A 16,921-nucleotide genomic window follows, 5' to 3' on the forward strand; every position below is an offset into this window, starting at 1 on the left:
TCATTCATAGTAATCCCATAATGAATGTTCAGGCGCACTGGATGTATTCGCTCCGGACTGTTAATCAGGATTGCGTAACGTTAATGCTTTTGAGTAAGGAGATATTGCCCTGCTGAATAAACGAGAAATCGACATGGTTGCCGGTTTTCAGGGCATTGATAGCGTCGTCTGCATTAACAAAAGTGAAGCGCATGGTCATTGCAGGCCAGCCCACCGCCGGGATTGCTTCGTGCGAAATGGTAATCTTTTTACTATTCATATCAATGTCTTTAACGATACCGGTGCCCTTGATAACCTGCTGTACCGAAGCATCACTGGCAGCATTCATATCGCCATGCTGATGTGTTTCAGCATGAAGACCGGCAGAAAACATGACAGAAAAGGCACCAAATAAAACGGCTTTAAGTGAATTATGCATTTTTAATTTCCTGATTAATTGAATAAATTTACTCTACCCAACCGCCACCCAGCGCGGTAAACAGATTAATTTCGTTAACCTGTCGGGAATAGGTAAGATCGAGAATGGTTTGCTGCGTCGCGAAGAGGGAACGTTCTGCATCCAGCACTTCGATGTAACTGACAGCACCACTTGCATACAATCCTCTGGCACGCTGTAGAGTTATCTGAAGTGAATCAAGATAACGCTGCTGTGACTCAAGTTGCTGGCTAAGGCTGTCGCGCAGCGCAAGCGTGTCGGAAACATCCTTAAAGGCTGACTGAATTTTTTGTTCGTAATTAACCACGGACTGTTGCTGGCGAATTTCAGCCAGCTTCAGATTGGCTTTGTTCCTGCCAGCATTAAATATAGGAATTTCAATTTTAGGAATAAAATTCCACATTCCACTTCCTGACGTAAAGAGGCTGGACAGCTCCGTACTGCTTGAGGAGAGGCCACTGGTCAGGGTAATGGACGGGAAAAAAGCCGCTCGCGCTGCGCCAATATTAGCATCAGCCGCTTTCAACTGGTATTCCGCTTCCATAATATCCGGACGCTGCAGCAATATTTGTGACGACAGATTTGGTGGCAATTTTACTGGTGCGATCTCCCCACCTTTCATCCCTTTTTCTGACGGAACTGCGCGGTACGTTCCCAGCACCAGTTGCAGGGCATTGTTTGCCTGAGCCAGATCGCCTTCTCGTTTGGCTATTTCGGCGCGGGTACTTTCGATTTGCCCCCTGGCTTGTTCAAGCGCCAGAACGTTCGTACTCCCGGTCACCAGTTGTTGCTCAACGAATGCATAAGACTGTTCATAATTTTTCAGCGTTTCCCGCGCAATACGGAGTTGTTCGTACGCCAGTTGCTGGCTGAAATAGCTCTGTGAAACGTTGGAGACCAGCAGGATGTGTACGGCACGACGGGCTTCTTCGCTGGCAAAGTAGTTCTGGCGATCAGCCTCACTCATGTTCTTAAGTTTGCCAAAAAAATCGAGCTCATAGCTGAGCTCCAGACCCGCGTCGTACTCCTGTGTGGTCGGCTTGTCACCTTTCAGACCACCGCTGTATGTGATCCCGGATGAGGCATTCAGTTGGGGATAACGATCTGCATCCGTGACGTTGAACTGGGCCCGGGCCTCTTCAACCTTCAGGGCCGCCATTCTCAAATCACGGTTATTATTCAGGGCTTCACCGATCAGCCTGCTGACCTGGGGATCGACAAAAAAGTTTCGCCAGCCCGTATCCTGATAGCTGTTTACCGCAGGCGTCAGACTGTTTTTAGACAATGAAAACTGCTGGGGAACCGGAGCTGGCGGACGCTGATATTCAGGTGCCAGAGAAACACAACCTGCCAGGATGAATATGGTACTGATGCTGAGTAATTTTAATTTGAACATAACGCTTCTCGTACAGGCAGACCTGGTAAATGGTTCAAACGAAGTCCAGAGTATTGATAGGGATACTTTACCGAACGCTCTCTGTTTGCCGGGTGACAGGATAATGACAATGTTGTCATTTTTGCTGTAATCCGTTGATAACGATCGTGGGCGCAATAAAATGACATTAGTAGCCAGCCGGGGAGCATGATGAAAATATTAATCGTTGAAGACGAAATTAAAACAGGTGAATATCTCAGCAAGGGGCTGACAGAGGCGGGGTTCGTCGTGGATCATGCTGATAATGGTCTGACCGGATATCATCTTGCCATGACAGCCGATTATGATTTAGTCATCCTGGATATCATGCTGCCTGATGTAAACGGCTGGGATATCATCCGTATGCTGCGCAGTGCCGGAAAGGGGATGCCGGTATTACTGCTGACGGCCCTTGGCACGATTGAACACAGGGTCAAAGGACTTGAGTTGGGTGCGGACGATTATCTGGTGAAGCCCTTTGCGTTTGCTGAACTGCTCGCCCGGGTAAGAACCCTCCTCAGGCGGGGAAACACGATGATCACGGAAAGCCAGCTTAAAGTGGCTGACCTCTCGGTTGATCTCGTATCCAGAAAAGTCAGCCGCGCCGGGAACCGCATTGTGCTCACCAGTAAAGAGTTCAGCCTGCTGGAATTCTTCATTCGCCATCAGGGAGAAGTTCTTCCCCGCTCCCTGATTGCCTCTCAGGTCTGGGACATGAATTTTGACAGCGACACTAACGCGATTGATGTCGCAGTAAAGCGACTCCGCGCTAAAATAGACAACGATTACGGGACAAAACTGATCCAGACAGTGCGGGGCGTGGGCTACATGCTGGAGATCCCGGATGCATAGCAAACCGTCCAGACGACCTTTCTCACTCGCTCTGCGGCTGACCTTTTTTATCAGCCTGTCCACAATACTGGCGTTTATCGCCTTCACCTGGTTTATGCTCCATTCTGTTGAAAAGCATTTTGCCGAGCAGGATGTCAGCGATCTGCAACAAATCAGCACCACACTGAGCCGTATACTCCAGTCCCCGGCAGATCCGGATGAAAAAAAAGTAAGCAAAATAAAGGAATCGATCGCCAGCTACCGCAACGTTGCCCTTTTGCTCCTCAATCCCCGGGGTGAGGTGCTGTACAGTTCTGCGCAGGGGGCAGCACTACGCCCGGCCGTGAATTCAGCCGATTTTAGCGAGCACAGCCGCGCACGGGATGTCTTTCTCTGGACGGTGGAGGATCCTGCGAGAGCGATGGATACCGGGTCTGGAATGAAGATGGAAACGTACCGGATTATCGCCTCCTCTGGCCAGGCGACATTTCAGGGCAAACAGCAGAACTATGTCATGCTGACTGGCCTCTCCATTAATTTCCATCTCCATTACCTCGATGCGCTGAAAAAAAATCTGATTGCGATTGCCGTCGTGATAAGCCTGCTGATTGTTCTGATCATTCGCATTGCTGTCCGTCAGGGGCACCTGCCCCTTCGTAATGTCAGCAATGCCATTAAAAACATCACCTCCGAGAATCTTGATGCGCGGCTGGAACCGACACGCGTTCCCATTGAGCTGGAGCAGCTGGTTATCTCGTTCAATCATATGATTGGAAAGATTGAGGATGTTTTTACCCGCCAGGCCAATTTCTCTGCCGATATCGCGCACGAGATCAGAACCCCCATCACCAATCTGGTGACGCAGACTGAAATAGCTCTGAGTCAGGATCGAACGCAGAAGGAACTTGAGGATGTCCTCTATTCCAGCCTTGAAGAGTATAACCGGATGACCAAAATGGTCAGCGACATGCTGTTCCTGGCACAGGCGGACAATAATCAGCTGATACCTGACAGGGTTCGGTTTGACCTCAGAGCAGAAGTCATGAAAGTCTTCGAGTTTTTCGAAGCCTGGGCCGAAGAACGCAATATTATGCTCAAATTTAACGGGATGCCCTGCCTGGTTGAGGGAGATCCACAAATGTTCAGAAGAGCGATCAATAATCTGTTATCCAACGCCCTGCGTTATACCCCAGAGGGACAAGCAATCACCGTCTCAATAAGGGAGCAGGAGAGTTTTTTTAATCTTGTGATTGAAAATCCGGGGAAACCAATCCCTGAAGAGCATTTATCAAGGTTGTTTGACCGTTTTTATCGGGTGGATCCGTCCAGACAACGAAAAGGAGAAGGCAGCGGCATCGGCCTTGCGATTGTGAAGTCAATCGTGGAAGCACATCACGGAAGAGTGCAGGTGGAATCGGACGTACACTCAACGCGTTTTATCTTATCCGTGCCCAGACTGGAGAAAATTATTCCGGACACCCAGTACTGAGAATAAAGATTTAAATGACAAAGATGTCATTAGCCTGTCATGCAGCAAACAGAAGCCATTCGATATAATTAGTGCAACTTATCAGGAAGGCTGGATTGCTTTATCAATATCCGGCGTCAGTGTACGCCAGGAAATGAATATCCAGTCCCCTCCCGGAGAAATAAACACTTCCGAACCTGTTTCAGTTATGGAACTGAAAACACCGGTTGTACTCCCCCGGACATCACTAATTAAGAAATGGAGAGTTATCATGAAAAATATCGTATTAGCATCCTTGCTGGGCTTTGGCTTAATTTCTTCGGCCGGGGCCACTGAAACCGTGAATATCCATGAGCGGGTCAACAATGCACAGGCACCTGCTCACCAGATGCAGTCTGCTGCGGCTCCTGTCGGGATCCAGGGGACTGCACCTCGTATGGCCGGTATGGACCAGCATGAACAGGCCATTATTGCTCATGAAACCATGACGAACGGGTCGGCGGATGCGCACCAGAAAATGGTGGAAAGTCATCAGAGGATGATGGGAAGTCAGACCGTTTCCCCTACCGGGCCGTCGAAGTCATTAGCGGCAATGAATGAGCATGAAAGAGCTGCAGTTGCCCATGAATTTATGAATAACGGTCAGTCTGGCCCACATCAGGCCATGGCCGAAGCGCATCGTCGCATGCTCAGTGCAGGCTGACGGCTAGGGAAGTATCTGTGCTGTCCTTATTTCCTTGATAGATTTTTCCGTAACCGGATATATGGCAACATCTTTGCCCCCTACAGGGGGCATTTTTATCAGATTCTGCTACAGTTAACGGGTATCAACGCTAAAAGGATATTTTTTATGAAAGCCAGAAACACTTTATTTGCAGTATTAATGTTATCCCTGCCAGCGATTTCAGCAGAACATTCAGAAATGAAAATGACTGATATGTCTACCTCGGCTTCGTCACAGGAATATATGGCTGGCATGAAAGACATGCATGACAAAATGATGGCTGCCGTAAATGAATCCGATCCCGACAAGGCTTTTGCGAAAGGCATGGTAGCGCACCATGAAGGGGCAATAGCAATGGCTGAGACCGAGCTAAAATACGGAAAAGATCCGGAAATGAGAAAGCTCGCGCAGGACATCATTAAAGCTCAAAAAGGTGAAATTGAGCAGATGAATAAATGGCTTGATAGTCAAAAGTAAACATTGCAGAAACGTCACGACAAGCGTGATTTTACATCGCTCCTGGGCGCGGGAGTCTGTTAATCTTTATATAATTCAAACCCGATTAATTTCGGGTTTTGTATTTTTACGCGCCAAATCGGTAACTACCAGGAAATAATGACCTTCTCTGCAAGCAAGGTAAAAACATTACTATTGAATAACACTCACCTGTTCTCGCCTTTATAATAGCGAATCAAATCCTCCAGAGATATATCGATAGCTACCTGTTTTAATAACTCCTTTCTCTCATTATATATTTTCTCAAGCATTTCTTCATATCCCTGGCCGAGGTGAATTTGCTTATGGCAATTGCAACACAGCGATATTATATTTTCTTCGACGTCAAGCGAAGTGTTAAAATCATCCTGTTTGGACATAGGTACAATGTGATGAGGTTCAGTATAATTCAGGGAAGAGTTACGCCTTCTGAAGGTTGGGTGTTCACCATCGACTTCACATCTGTAACCTGCTTTGTTCAGTGCATTTTTCGAAACCCCTTTATTTCTTGGGTACGAGACGCCATTTTTTACTTCAATTGCATGTTTCTTTGGTTTAGCTTCCCCTGTATATTCAAATGTCTGGGCGATATCAAATGTATTATTCGCTTCCATGGCGTTGATCAACTCATCGTCTGAGCAATACTCATTGATGGTTATTTCTTCCGCACCAAATAAATCTAGCTCTTTAATTGCCTGAACAAGTTCATCACGAATAGTCCATAAGTATCTTTTTGGTTTTTCACCGGTTTCTTTACTCTTCATGACTGTAATGAATTTTGTGCCAGGTGCTATATTACCGATCCCTTTAACTTCAAACCTTCCTAGCTCTTTTTGAACTCTACCACCGAGCCCGTTAATAACGCCATTAGCACTCATACTGTGCTGGTCGTACTTTTTGCCTATATCAAAACATGTGCAGGAATGATTTGGTTCAATATACCATTTTTTTAACGCCTCAATACTTTTAGAGTCAAAAACCTTTTCATTCATTAACAGATTTTTCCATTCTTCCACACTGATATCAATGTCGCAGACGTACTCCCCGTCAATTACCTGGCAAATCTTATAGATCACGATCACCCCCTCCTGTAATAAAAAAATCATCACAATACACAGTCCGTTACCCGGTATGAGTGCAGTCAGGTAACATCTGCAGTATGCCATATTTTCAGCTCTGGTAAATCAGAAAAACCATTGTCATGGCATCTCAAATTAAATTATTTCTGAAATTACTAAACTTCAGCATCCATCACCGACTATACCATGTTTTCTGTCTGGCCAAGATATAATGGACAGTTAATTCCGCTCATTATCCGCGATGATGAAATAGTCTCCGGTCAATAAAACCGTACAATGTTTTCAATGACCTGCACTTTTAACTGAACAAGTGAAAAACCATCCAGAACTTAAAATGTTAACAATAATTTCATGCTGGCGTGTATGCCACATTATTCACATTTTGCGAATGAAAATAACTGGCATAATTGAATTTAATGATAATGTTACATATTGTCAGCCAGGTTCCGGAAAGCGAGAACCGGAACCGCACCTGTCCAGCCGGTATTTCCGTCGATGACCCTCGCTTTTTACTGATTTGTGCCCTACTGAGAAGCAGCTAACTCAATTTCGGAATCGGCGCAGATGAGTTTCCGGAACAAAATAAATGTTGCCGCGCGCCCGTGAGCATGCCACGTACAGCCTGTTACGGGACGACGGTGGAAGGGCTGCCAGTTCCTGACGGGTCAGAAGCTTCCAGTGGGCGGGCCCCATCACAATGCAGACATCCTGAAAGTGATCGAGCCCTTTGCTGACGCCCCAGTTCATGGAATAGCAGCCGTAACGGTGATGTTCACGATAGAAGAGCTTAATCACCGTATTATCGGCGTGCAGGGTGGCTGTGTGCTCTGCATCTGTGATCGTTTCAATCAGGGTGGCATGTATCCCATGGGCAGCGATACGGATGTTCAGTTGCCCGGTGATAAACTCGCACACCGAAGCCGAGCAACGCCATGTTCGGTTGAGCGTGTTGCGGTCAACCATGAAACCTGCTGCGGCGAAGCGGGCCTCATATCGCGTAATGTCATCGTGCAGCGTTGAATTAACGTTGCCGTCACGGCTTGTATCAAAGGTATGCTGATAAAAATCACCGCAACACAGCACAGTGATTTCCGCACGGCAGAGCTCCAGCAGAAAATCAAAGTCATGTCCGGCAAAGTCCTGGACTTCATCGAGAAGCAGTTCATCGTAGTAACGGGCAAGCCGGGTACGGATATCCGGCAGCAGCCCCCGGGCTGTCAGCAAGTTTGCGAGCCTCCGGTGATATAGCCGTCCGGCGGGATCCTGATAATGCCGGGCATTCGTGCGCGGTATTCCGGGAGGGGGTCGGTCGAAGCTCAGGCCACGCGATGCCAGCCGCTCCTGCAGGAAAGGCCGGAAGCAAAAACCGTGCAGAAACTCAAACCAGGTCATCACCCTGATCCCGTCCGGGATAAAGCCAAAACGTCTGATAATCTGCGCCCGCAGATGCGCTTCATTATTCACGGTGAAGGTCAGGATCAGCGTTCTCCGGTCCTCACTCAACCGCCGTATCAGCAGCGTGGTCTTGCCCGAGCCGGCAACCGCAAATATCACTCTCTTATCCATGCCAGTGCCTCCTGAATATAATCAGGTACCGTCAGCTCTTCGGCGTGCAGCTGTAACAGCCGGAATGCTGCTTCTGCCTTATTGGCCAGCATGTATTCCTGCACCGTGAGTGTTCGGCGGGTTCCGCGGAAAAGCGCGTCACACAGAGCAGCGTTATCCTGATACAGGCAGATTTCAAATGTGGATCGGGTGTTGTCGCGATCAGCAAATACCCGGGTGCGGGAACACAGCACGTCAGCATAGCGTTCATCGCAGTTTTGCTGATAGTTTCCGTCATTATCACGAAGGGCCGCGACGCGATTTTCCAGAAGACGGGCCAGTTCAAGATAACGACGGAAACTCGTTCCGCCGATAGCGATGATGTGAACCCCGTCATCCTCCGGCGCCCTGCCATACAGGCGGCGATAAAAGGCCTCAATCAGAATAAACTCAGCATCCCCCTCCACGAGCAGTACACGTCTGGCCAGCGCAAATTCCAGCACGTTATTATCCGGTGCTTTCATGAAGAAGGCGGCAGTCTCAGCGGAAAGTTCATTCATCAGTACCGGCCGGGTAGATCCGAGGAGGATTGCCTTACGCAGATCGAGGCGGGAGGAGATATGGCTGCTGTGTGTGGCAATAAATACCTGCGTCTGCCGTTCAGTGGCAAGCTGATTAACTAGCCTCTTCATACTGACATGGCTGAGATGATTCTCCGGCTCCTCAAGCAACAGTGCGTGGAGCTCTCCCTGCTGCTGATGGCGCTGCAGCGCAAACTCTGTTTTGATGAAGCACTGCCTTCCTTTTCCACGGTGACGAATGGAAATACCGTCCTCGGTAATGTCCAGATTCGCCTCAAGACCTGATTTAGCACCGGAACGCACGCCAAACTGATACGTTTCCAGCGTGTCGTTTATGGCTGACAGATGCCGGGTGCAGAAGAGCATTTTCTGTTGCCGGTAACTGTTTTCAAGCCGGTAACGATCGGCCACCGGCACATTGACGCTGTAAACTGTGCGCGTATATTCCTGTGCGGCGTGCTCGTTATCGATGCGTGCACTGTCTAACAGCAGATGGCGCAGATAGCGTCTGAAGCCGGCGAAATGACCACCGGAGAAGGTGCTGAACCGCACGGAATAGTATTCATAGGGAAAATTATCGGGATCCTGCTGTAGTACATTGTGAATATCCTGACCGTATTCCTCCGTCATTGGTGCAATGCGCATTCTGAGTCCATCCGCATCGATACCCGCCAGATTTTGCCTGCCGTTCAGGTCAGGATCTCCCCCATTACTCAGGAAAACGTCAGCTGTCAGCACGGGTAACAGCTCGGCGCGGCGCTCACCTTCCTGAAAATGCCTGACTGCTGACTGGGACAGGAGCGATTCCACACCCAATGCCTCGACCCGGTGCCGGCTGTCACTCAGCACAAGGTCAAGGGCCAGCAGAATCGTGCTTTTCCCGGACTCGTTGTCACCGACCAGAATGTTACGGTCATGAGTGAAGCGCAGATCCAGTTCCGGAAACTTTTTAAAGTTTTGCAGCATAAGCCGCGTGATCAGAGGCATCTTTTATTCCTTTATATACCGCTGACTGAAAGAGTGTCCGGCAGCGCCAGACCGCCTGTTTTGTATTACAGCGTTATCTTACCCAGTCTTCCAGCACCAGACCCGGCACCCGCTCAAATTCCCGCACATTATTCGTCACCAGCACCGCGCCGGCGGCAATGGCGTGCCCGGCGATCGCCGTGTCGTTCGGCCCGATCGGTGTACCCGCGAGGCGCAGCGCCACCTTGATTTCTGTAGTCGCATCCACCGCGGCGCGGTCCCAGGGCAGGATGGCATCGAGGCGGGCGCAGAACGCGTCGACCAGCTCGATATGCCGCGGTGAGGCCTTCGGCCCGGTGGCGCCGAAGCGCATCTCGGAATAAGTGATGGCCGAGACAACGATGCGCTGGCTGCGCAGCACCGCCTGCTCCAGGCGCTTCAGGACGGCTTCCGGCTGCTCGCGCATGATGAATGAGCAGATGTTCGTGTCGAGCATATAAATCTTGTTCACAGGTCAAATCGTCCTTCGTCGGTGACAACGTCCTCACGCTCCGCCATAAAGTCCGGATCTGCTTTTTCCAGCTGCGCGAACGAGCCCCAGGTCGGCCGGACAGGGCGCAGGATGATGCTGTCCCCTTCCCGGACGATCTCCAGCTCGCTCACCCCCTCAAAATCCAGATCGCGGGGCAGACGGATGGCGCGGTTGTTGCCGTTTTTAAAAATGGATACTGTTCTCATGGTGTTCTCTCCCGAGTCTGTGTGGATATGTGGCACATATCCGAAACGATGTTCATTGCACCGGGTGTGTACATATGCCAAGTATAGGCAGATGCATAGCATATGTATAGGGGTCACATATGCAGATGTGATAGATATGCGTATGCCTGACTTATGCAGATGCCAGGCATATGGATATGTGATGTATAGGCTTTCGACTCTCTTTTAATGCTGAGATCCGAAAAAAGGTAGTCCCGGATCAACCTTGTGTTTTACTCAGATTTATGAAACGTAAAACATAACCATGGTACAATATAGACAGTTAGCAGAATTTAACGGGTAGGCGTTACGGGTGTTGTAGTCAGGATGTAAGCATAGTAGAGAACTTCCTGCTTCCGGATAATTGAAATAGGAAGATTTTCGGAAGTTCCGGCTATGGTCGTCCGGTAATTCCTATGCGTCACATTACGCGTGCTAACTTTAGACCACTTAGCGACATGAAGTCATTTGGTATAAATATAAACGTTCAACTGATAAGGATATCAATTATGAACAAAGTAATGATTAGTTTTGTAACTGCATATGCAGCAGTGAGTTTTCTTCAGGACCGTTTAGGTCATCGTCGTATCTGGATCACCAAGTTTTATGTGGGGGTTGCTGGCGTCGGTTACTACTACGCTCTTGTTGATTGTAATCACCGTGTGCTTGCCGACTGGGATCAGGATACATGTTGTTGGGATTTACGCTCTGAAGCTTGGATTATTGTTCCGGAAAGCAGAGACTACCTTCCGGAAGATGTGCTGACTGAGGTCATTTCAAAATGGCAACTTTTTCAGCTTTCCATGTTGGAAGGTTTTGCATAATCCAAGAGGGGCTCGACCCCTCTTTTTTTATGATTATCTTATAGCCTGATTTCTTTAGCGCAGGGCCCAGTGATAAACGGGCTCTTCGATTCGGTTAATTTCTTTATAGATCATGACGTTATGGGAAGTGCAAAAGATAACATGCTGGATAAAGATTCGATATCTGTCTGGCGTAGCTCAGCGCGGATAACTTCCAGCTGGCGGTTATTAACTCTGATCCATTCATTGCTGGTCATTCCCTCGTGTGCAAACACCTGTACGCGCCATTCGGTGCTTTCCCATTTAGCGATTAGCTGGACGTTCTCAATGCCGAAATAGGACAGCGGGAAAATACGAAAATAACGTTCCCATACTACATAGGCAACAGGAACGGGGCGATGATAAGTGCGAGTAAGATTTCCATTCATGTGACCTGCCCCCAGGATTAGATACAACCTTCAGTTAGTAATGTCGGTTGGTTTTTCTTCATATTTCCCGTTTCGCCAGTCCGCTGCAAATTCAGCCGGAGTCTGGTAGTTCAGCGATGAATGTGGACGACACTCGTTATAATCCTGCCGCCAGTCATTAATCGTTTTCCTGGCGTGAACTATATCGCTGAACCAGTGCTCATTGAGCCACTCATCCCTGAATCGTCCGTTAAAACTTTCAATAAATCCGTTCTGTGTTGGCTTGCCCGGCTGGATAAGCCGCAGCTCCACCCCATGCTCATAAGCCCACTGGTCAAGTGCTCTGCAGGTAAACTCCGGCCCCTGGTCCGTTCTTATCGTCGCCGGATAGCCTCGAAACAGTGCAATGCTGTCCAGAATTCGCGTGACCTGAACGCCTGAAATCCCGAATGCGGCGGTAATCGTCAGACACTCCTTCGTGAAGTCGTCCACGCAGGTCAGGCACTTGATCCTGCGACCGGTGGAAAGTGCGTCCATGACAAAATCCATCGACCAGGTCAGATTGGGCGCCGCCGGACGGAGCAGCGGCAGACGTTCTGTTGCCAGCCCTTTACGACGTCGTCTGCGTTTTACGCCCAGCCCGTTAAGGTGGTAAAGGCGGTACACGCGCTTGTGATTAACATGAAGGCCTTCACGGCGCAGTAACTGCCAGATGCGTCGGTAGCCAAAACGCCTGCGCTCCAGTGCCAGCTCAGTGATGCGCCCTGATAAATGCGCATCAGCAGCCGGACGGTGAGCCTCATAGCGGCAGGTCGACAGGGATAAACCTGTAAGCCTGCAGGCACGACGTTGCGACAGACCGGTCGCATCACACATCAACACCACAGCTTCCCGCTTCTGGTCTGTCGTCAGTACTTTCGCCCCAGAGCCACCTGAAGCGCCTCCTTATCCAGCATGGCTTCAGCGAGCAGCTTCTTGAGGCGGGCGTTCTCTTCCTCAAGCGACTTCAGGCGCTTAACTTCAGGCACCTCCATACCGCCATACTTCTTACGCCAGGTGTAAAACGTGGCATCGGAAATGGCATGCTTGCGGCAGAGTTCACGGGCGGGTACCCCAGCTTCGGCTTCGCGGAGAATACTGATGATCTGTTCGTCGGAAAAACGCTTCTTCATGGGGATGTCCTCATGTGGCTTATGAAGACATTACTAACATCGGGGTGTACTAATCAACGGGGAGCAGGTCAGAGGTGCATGATTACTTGCTTGATAATTACGTCAGCTATTTCCAGACTTGTGGTTTCGAAAATGAAGTAGGTGGTGATGAAGGCTATGCGCTTGCGTGGGAGTTCAACCAACACCTGTCAAAAGATGTCCAAAGGCGTTTCCGCAACATGATCCTGCGTGCGTAGTAGCAGCTCCGAATGGTCATAATGAAAAAGGCTCCCAGTGGGAGCCTTACTGTCTGATCGGGATAATGAATATTATCCGTGGCTTACTGGCTTTACGCCTTTCTTCGGCCCGACCATATCCATGTCTTTTTCCTTCAGGCCTACTCTGGCAAGTTTGTTGCCGTCGATGGAAGCCCAGAAGGCGAGAGAGCGTTTCGCACCAGCAATAGCTTTATCAGAAGTGATTCTTTTTTGTTGTTTAATCATTTTTAACCTCTTTGGCCAGAGCCTGTACGACTAATTTTATAACAAACGCGTACATTAAACAAACAGCCTGTCGACTGCTGGTTTCGGTTGTCATTCTTCATCAGGGTTAACGCCATTCACCTTCATGCGTATGGTATCGAGCACGTCGAGCGCACTTGCTGACATCTTATTGTGGTCATCCCATACCTGAGCAAATCCATAACTGCGATAACGTGGTTTTGCATCGTCTGTCGGATCTTTAATATAAATGTCGTCAAGATCAGCGATTTCGCAGAAAGTTGTCGCGTAGATGAGAGCAATAATTAATACATTGCCTGTCAGTTCAGTTTCTTCATCCGAAATGAAATTTTCTAACATGCAAATTAAAAATTGCTCACGGCGCTGATCGTATTTACAAATGATAACTGCCTGCAGCTCTTCTGGCGCGTCGCGGTCGCTCAGCTTTAAGGTTATATCCAGTATTCCGTCATCAGCGTTTCCGCTATAAGCCTCCATTGCCCATCGCCAGTTCAAGTTACTTTGTAAGCTAGCGTCTTCAAGCTGGCGTTTTTCTTCTTCACTTAATATGCCAACTTCGATATTAGTCCACCCAATCACTTCAATAGCTTGTTGTGTAGTGGCAAGGCAATGCTCGTGGAGTTGCTGTGTGGATAGGATGCTCAATTAATGTCGTCCTTTATCTTAAGCCTGGAGCAATTATATCGTCCGGGCGTATCAAAGTTAACCATTTACGGCTTCCCGGTACGCTGCTAATACTTTCTGGCACGGCGACGCGCCATTGCCGACTCTCCGGCCAGAATGTCACGGCAGTAACGGATCACCATCCTTTCGCTTGTCCAGCGCCCGGCCTGCATGATCTCCAGCGTGTTGTACCCCTCGGCCGCCAGGTCCTGCGAGGCCCCGACCCGGGCGGAGTGTCCCGACCAGCGCGGGATCCCGAGCGTCTCCAGCCCGAGCGCCTTCCAGGCCCGGGCGAAGATATTCTCCACCGTATCGACCGAAAGCGGGCCGCTGACATAGGCGGCATTATTGTGTTTCGTCACCTTGCCGAACAGGTACTGATCGCCCTCGAGCTTGCGACCGGCGGCCGTCAGGTAGTCCAGCAGCACGCGAACTCCCTGGCGGGAAAGCGGGGCCTTGTCCGGTTCGCCGGAGTGGTTAGTTTTCGTGATGGGGATCGTCAGGATGGCGGTGCCATCACTGGATATGCGCAGGTGACTGCAGCGGATACGCGCCACCTCCGACGCACGCAGCAGGGTTTCATACGCCACCACCAGCAGGGCCAGATCGCGCCTGCACACCAGCAGCGGCGATTCACGCCACAACTCCACCAGCTGATCGAGGTGCAGCTCCCGCAGCGCCGAGGCCTGCTCGGTCGTTTCCTCCGCCTGCACCTTGGCCCGCACCAGGGCGGCGAAGGTGTCCTTCAGGCGCTCATCCGTCGTGGGGTCCGGGCAACCGGCGGCGCGGCTTACCCGGCCGATGGCCCAGCGGTCGATCGCCAGGGTGTTGCGATGCACCGAACCGGCACGCTCGGTCAGGTAGGCTTCCACGTCGGCCACGTCTGCGGGTAATGGCGACCGGTCATCATATTGGCTGCACCAGGTGACGTAACGCTGCCAGGCACCGGTGAGCGATTCCAGCGTGCGATCGGAGTAGCGACCGGCGCGGAACTGAAACGCCTCGAGGTTCTGCCTGATGGCGTCCTGGATGCGCGGGTGCTTTTCGATACGATGGCCATGCAGCCGCGCGCGGCGAATGAGGTCCCCGAGGTCACCCGGCGAAAAAGCATCGAGATCCAAACTATCAATGCTGCTTATGATTTCAGCCGGAAACAGTTGCCCGGCGTCGGGATTAATGAGCTGCGTCATAAAGGAAATTCCACTTTTTTGTAATTATTAGGCGCGTCGGTTGCGCTTGTGTATTATGGGGTCAAATCGGAATAACTGCCATTAGTCCGAATTGATAAATAAGTCTTTTTATGAGGGTAGTGTGTTCGTCCGAATCAATCTCGATGTTACCCTGTGTCAACTTGTGTAAGTTTTATATTGTGAGCCGGTTCCTGTTTTACAGGGGCCTGATGTAGTTAACCCTGCAAATATTAGTGATATCTGTCAGTATTGGCGGCAGTGCCATCGCACCGGGAAACCGCTCGCACGCCCAGTAATATGACAGAATAAGATGACCCACCCGCCAGCTCGGGTGAAACATGTTGAGGTCGAAGGAATGGAAGTAAGAGAAATGGTAAACAATATTGACTTTGTTTACAGCCGCGCCACCGGACGCAATCGGGCCTCTCTTCAGCTCCCGGCGAACATCGCCGACGTGGAAGCCGTATGTGGAGGTTCAGATATCTTGTCCGCGTGGATCATTTATCAGTTTGCGATCCCAGACAGCCTCCAGGGCGAAATAGCCAGAATCCGTCGCCTGTTCGTGGCCGCCATGAAGGAGATTAAATACACCCCAGCGACTCAACTGACAGAACTGGCCCGCACGACCGCCAGCGACTCCTTACCGGTGGAGTGCTAAGCCGGGTTCCTGTAGATATAGCCATCCAGGCCGCAGTGTGATTAATCTTAATTTCCCTCCCTCTCGACTTCCTAACGGATACTCCTTATCGACTTGCTGTACGCATATGTAGCATAACTCTTTGCATCCTTGCACTGCACGCATTCAATACTCAACTACACTTCACCATAGCTGGCGCCATTCTCTGGCTATTCCTGGTGCTCTTTGCGGCTAACAGAGACGTTAAACGCCGCTAAACCGTATCGACGCCAGTTCCTCCCAAGTTCTGGCGTAAAGCCTTGATTCACTTCCTAAGCTATTTTAAACGGTCCTTTTGTGAGCTAATATGACCCGGCGTATTGATCCGGTACCCCCCCGTATTAAGGTCGCATTTATCTGTATCAGGCTCGCATTTATCTGAAGTTACATTAGGCAAAGGTAAAACCAACCATGGCCATCGACATCGCTCGGTACGAAAAGTTTTTGAACGTTCGAAATACCGCTATAAAGATCATCGAGAGCTTTTCGGTCCATCATGAAATAAAAGAAGAGAATATCCCGCTGGAAGAGCGGACCGACCCGGAGTCACAGGAGGCCCCGGCTGCTGTCGTTAAACACCGTCACGTTGCGGTGCTGTCTGACAGTGACATCATTCTGGACCTGCAGCGCCTGACGCAGGAGTGGGAAAACCGCGCACGCGACCTCACCCTCGCCGACCCGGTACGCTTCCCCAGCAATGCTTTTGTGCTGGCGCCGGTACCGCAGGTGATCCATGGCGTGCGCTCGATGTCCATTGCCGTCGGCAGCGCCACCACCAGCAAAAAGTACACCAAAGCGAGCATTCTGGGCCGCTATGACCGCGCTATTCGTCACGCGCGCCAGGGCGTGGATGTGAGCCACGACAGCACGCTGCTGCGCCAGCTCGTGCGTGAACGTGAAATGCTGGCCGGTGACAGTGAGACTCACTACCGGATCCGCAATACCTGCAGCACGGAAACAATCTGTACTCTGACGTTCACGGATGGAACCAGCAATAAGGTACGGGTACCACGCGTAGGGATCGCGTTCGCCGCCCCAAACAGCAGCATCGAGATCCGCACGCCGCGCGTCATGGCGCCGCGTTCAGACCGTCTCGAGCATCTGGGTGTGGTACCGCTGGATTGCTCCCTGTCCGGGCTCGCCGGGCTGGTCTACAAGGAAAGTGAGATTCTGAAGGCCCGCGCCCAATATCAGGCCCGTCAGAAGCAAAAATAA

19 protein-coding genes are annotated in these 16,921 nt (G+C 50.4%); 7 read left to right on the forward strand and 12 right to left on the reverse strand.

Annotated features, from left to right (window positions below; genetic code table 11):
* Window positions 1-64: 64 nt before the first annotated feature.
* Both cusF and silC read right to left on the reverse strand, forming a co-directional pair.
* Window positions 65-418, reverse strand: coding sequence for a cation efflux system protein CusF (gene cusF / locus WFM46_RS08605; protein ID WP_114388523.1), 354 nt, complete (start codon window positions 416-418; stop codon window positions 65-67).
* Window positions 419-446: 28 nt separating this feature from the next.
* A complete protein-coding gene (silC, locus tag WFM46_RS08610; protein WP_000475515.1) occupies window positions 447-1,832 on the reverse strand; it encodes a Cu(+)/Ag(+) efflux RND transporter outer membrane channel SilC in 1,386 nt (461 codons plus the stop codon).
* Window positions 1,833-2,021: 189 nt separating this feature from the next.
* Between silC and silR the strand changes: the two genes are divergently transcribed.
* From silR to copM, 4 genes are all read left to right on the forward strand, one after another.
* Window positions 2,022-2,702 carry a copper/silver response regulator transcription factor SilR gene (gene silR / locus WFM46_RS08615; RefSeq protein ID WP_114388524.1) on the forward strand — a complete coding sequence of 227 codons (681 nt, stop codon included), beginning with the start codon at window positions 2,022-2,024 and terminating at the stop codon, window positions 2,700-2,702.
* The gene (gene silS, locus WFM46_RS08620) at window positions 2,695-4,170 is read left to right on the forward strand and encodes a copper/silver sensor histidine kinase SilS (RefSeq protein ID WP_114388525.1); all 1,476 of its coding nucleotides are present in this window, start codon (window positions 2,695-2,697) and stop codon (window positions 4,168-4,170) included. The genes silR and silS overlap by 8 nt, the downstream gene beginning before the upstream one ends.
* A 250-nt stretch (window positions 4,171-4,420) precedes the next feature.
* The gene (gene silE / locus WFM46_RS08625) at window positions 4,421-4,852 is read left to right on the forward strand and encodes a silver-binding protein SilE (RefSeq protein ID WP_114388526.1); all 432 of its coding nucleotides are present in this window, start codon (window positions 4,421-4,423) and stop codon (window positions 4,850-4,852) included.
* Window positions 4,853-4,999: 147 nt separating this feature from the next.
* The gene (gene copM / locus WFM46_RS08630; protein ID WP_114388527.1) at window positions 5,000-5,350 is read left to right on the forward strand and encodes a CopM family metallochaperone; all 351 of its coding nucleotides are present in this window, start codon (window positions 5,000-5,002) and stop codon (window positions 5,348-5,350) included.
* A 185-nt stretch (window positions 5,351-5,535) separates the two neighbouring features.
* On the opposite strand, the gene WFM46_RS08635 is transcribed toward copM, so the two are convergent.
* The 5 genes from WFM46_RS08635 to vapB all read right to left on the reverse strand — a co-directional run bounded on the left by WFM46_RS08635 (window position 5,536) and on the right by vapB (window position 10,277).
* Window positions 5,536-6,444, reverse strand: a complete 909-nt coding sequence (locus WFM46_RS08635) for an HNH endonuclease (RefSeq protein ID WP_114388538.1) — start codon at window positions 6,442-6,444, stop codon at window positions 5,536-5,538.
* 546 nt (window positions 6,445-6,990) lie between these two features.
* Window positions 6,991-8,013: a DNA helicase UvrD gene (locus WFM46_RS08640; RefSeq protein WP_114388528.1), complete on the reverse strand. Its 1,023-nt coding sequence runs from the start codon at window positions 8,011-8,013 to the stop codon at window positions 6,991-6,993.
* The gene (locus WFM46_RS08645; protein WP_114388529.1) at window positions 7,998-9,560 is read right to left on the reverse strand and encodes an ATP-dependent nuclease; all 1,563 of its coding nucleotides are present in this window, start codon (window positions 9,558-9,560) and stop codon (window positions 7,998-8,000) included. The genes WFM46_RS08640 and WFM46_RS08645 overlap by 16 nt, the downstream gene beginning before the upstream one ends.
* A 73-nt stretch (window positions 9,561-9,633) precedes the next feature.
* Entirely contained in the window at window positions 9,634-10,050 is a 417-nt protein-coding gene (locus WFM46_RS08650) for a type II toxin-antitoxin system VapC family toxin (RefSeq protein WP_114388530.1), read from the reverse strand.
* On the reverse strand, window positions 10,047-10,277 hold the full coding sequence (gene vapB, locus WFM46_RS08655; RefSeq protein ID WP_039032651.1) for a type II toxin-antitoxin system VapB family antitoxin: 231 nt from the start codon (window positions 10,275-10,277) through the stop codon (window positions 10,047-10,049). Before vapB ends, WFM46_RS08650 begins: the two co-directional genes overlap by 4 nt.
* A 527-nt stretch (window positions 10,278-10,804) precedes the next feature.
* Here vapB and WFM46_RS08660 point away from each other — a divergent pair.
* On the forward strand, window positions 10,805-11,119 hold the full coding sequence (locus WFM46_RS08660) for a hypothetical protein (RefSeq protein WP_114388531.1): 315 nt from the start codon (window positions 10,805-10,807) through the stop codon (window positions 11,117-11,119).
* A 110-nt stretch (window positions 11,120-11,229) separates the two neighbouring features.
* On the opposite strand, the gene WFM46_RS08665 is transcribed toward WFM46_RS08660, so the two are convergent.
* The 5 genes from WFM46_RS08665 to WFM46_RS08685 form a co-directional block, all read right to left on the reverse strand.
* Window positions 11,230-11,526 (reverse strand): hypothetical protein, encoded by a 297-nt coding sequence (locus WFM46_RS08665; protein ID WP_246843653.1) that lies wholly within the window; start codon window positions 11,524-11,526, stop codon window positions 11,230-11,232.
* Between the two features lie 30 nt (window positions 11,527-11,556).
* Window positions 11,557-12,677, reverse strand: a protein-coding gene (locus WFM46_RS08670) for an IS3 family transposase (RefSeq protein WP_114388532.1) whose coding sequence is annotated in 2 segments (ribosomal slippage) — window positions 11,557-12,419 and window positions 12,419-12,677 — 1,122 coding nt in all. Because the reading frame shifts where the segments join, the coding sequence is not laid out codon by codon here.
* Window positions 12,678-12,985: 308 nt separating this feature from the next.
* Entirely contained in the window at window positions 12,986-13,159 is a 174-nt protein-coding gene (locus tag WFM46_RS08675) for a hypothetical protein (protein WP_168194531.1), read from the reverse strand.
* A gap of 90 nt (window positions 13,160-13,249) precedes the next feature.
* Window positions 13,250-13,822 (reverse strand): hypothetical protein, encoded by a 573-nt coding sequence (locus WFM46_RS08680; RefSeq protein ID WP_104677981.1) that lies wholly within the window; start codon window positions 13,820-13,822, stop codon window positions 13,250-13,252.
* A gap of 86 nt (window positions 13,823-13,908) precedes the next feature.
* Entirely contained in the window at window positions 13,909-15,030 is a 1,122-nt protein-coding gene (locus WFM46_RS08685; protein WP_114388533.1) for a tyrosine-type recombinase/integrase, read from the reverse strand.
* Between the two features lie 370 nt (window positions 15,031-15,400).
* Here WFM46_RS08685 and WFM46_RS08690 point away from each other — a divergent pair, with 370 nt between their 5' ends.
* Window positions 15,401-15,688 carry a hypothetical protein gene (locus WFM46_RS08690; RefSeq protein WP_104677979.1) on the forward strand — a complete coding sequence of 96 codons (288 nt, stop codon included), beginning with the start codon at window positions 15,401-15,403 and terminating at the stop codon, window positions 15,686-15,688.
* 462 nt (window positions 15,689-16,150) lie between these two features.
* Window positions 16,151-16,921: a hypothetical protein gene (locus WFM46_RS08695; RefSeq protein WP_139157127.1), complete on the forward strand. Its 771-nt coding sequence runs from the start codon at window positions 16,151-16,153 to the stop codon at window positions 16,919-16,921.

This window comes from Leclercia sp. M50, from assembly GCF_037150775.1.
Classification (GTDB): Bacteria; Pseudomonadota; Gammaproteobacteria; order Enterobacterales; family Enterobacteriaceae; genus Enterobacter.